1 protein-coding gene is annotated in these 1,398 nt (G+C 39.1%); it reads left to right on the top strand.

Annotated elements, in window-relative coordinates; all coding sequences use genetic code 11:
- Window positions 1-70: 70 nt before the first annotated feature.
- A partial coding sequence (locus NR125_RS29145) for an IS1182 family transposase (protein ID WP_256816846.1) occupies window positions 71-1,398 on the top strand: 1,328 nt, incomplete at its 3' end.

The following is a 1,398-nucleotide window of genomic DNA, read 5'->3' as shown; positions in this document are numbered from 1 at the left end:
TGAAAATCGTGCTTGTCTGCAGTCTTTTTTATTTTAAAATAGAAGTAATACAATGCTTGAGGTGATTTAAATGCTTTCAAAACATAATCCAATTCAACGGGATCAAATTGAAATGGTTGCTTTAGACGAACTTGTACCGGCGGACCATTTGGTCCGCAAAATTGAAGCGGCGATTAATTTCTCATTCATCTATGACTTGGTAAAAGATAAGTATTCAGAAAAAGGCCGCCCAAGTATTGACCCTGTAATATTAATTAAACTCACATTTATTCAATATACCTTCGGTATTCGCTCCATGCGTCAAACAATTGAAGAATTGAAAACGAATATGGCTTATCGATGGTTTTTAGGATATGGCTTTCACGATAAAGTTCCTCACTTCTCAACTTTCGGTAAAAATTATGAGCGCCGATTTAAAGACACCGATCTCTTTGAACAAATATTTTACCGAATCTTAAAAACCGCAGCTGAAAAGAATTTAATTAGTGCTGAACACGTTTTTGTAGATTCTACTCATGTAAAAGCGAGTGCAAATAAACGCAAATTTGAAAAGAAAGTTGTTCGAAAAGAAACCCGTGCTTATCAAGAACGCCTTCAAGAGGAGATTAACCAAGACCGCGAGGATCATGGAAAAAAGCCGTTTCCACCAGATAAGTTTGATAAAGAAGAATACAAAGAAATCAAGGAAAGTACAACAGATCCAGAGAGTGGCTACTATGTAAAAGATGAGCGTACAAAACAGTTCGCTTATTCTTTCCATGCGGCCGCAGACCGCAACGGCTTCGTGTTAGGCGCAATTGTAACCCCTGGTAACACGCATGATAGTCATATTTTAGAGCCATTGGTAGAACAAGTCATTGAGAAAGTTAGTAAACCAAAAGCTGTTGCGGCAGACGCAGCCTATAAAACACCTGCTATCACGAGCTACTTATTGAAAAACGACATCACACCTGCTTTACCTTACACACGACCTCGCACAAAAGAGGGTTTCTTCAGAAAACATGAGTATGTTTATGATGAGCATTTTGACTGTTACATTTGCCCAACTGGTGAGATATTAAAATATACTACAACTACAAAGGAAGGGTATCGTCAATATAAATCAGATCCTCGAATTTGTGCTGGATGCCCTTTCTTGTCTCAATGCACACAGAGTCAAGCACATCAAAAACTGATTCAACGTCATGTGTGGGAGGAACATGTGGAAGAAGCAGATCATCTTCGCCACCATCAAGACGTCAAACCGATCTATGAAAAACGCAAAGAAACAATTGAACGAGTATTCGCAGATGCAAAAGAAAAGCATGGCATGCGTTGGACAACCCTCAGGGGACTTAAAAAAATGTCGATGCAGGCGATGCTTACTTTCGCTGCCATGAATTTGAAGAAAATGGCCAA

Source organism: Cytobacillus sp. Bac17 (assembly GCF_024519925.1).
GTDB lineage: Bacteria > Bacillota > Bacilli > Bacillales > Cytobacillaceae > Cytobacillus > Cytobacillus pseudoceanisediminis.
The sequence above is the reverse complement of the archived record's forward strand: the minus strand, read 5'-3'. Positions and strand labels throughout refer to the sequence as shown.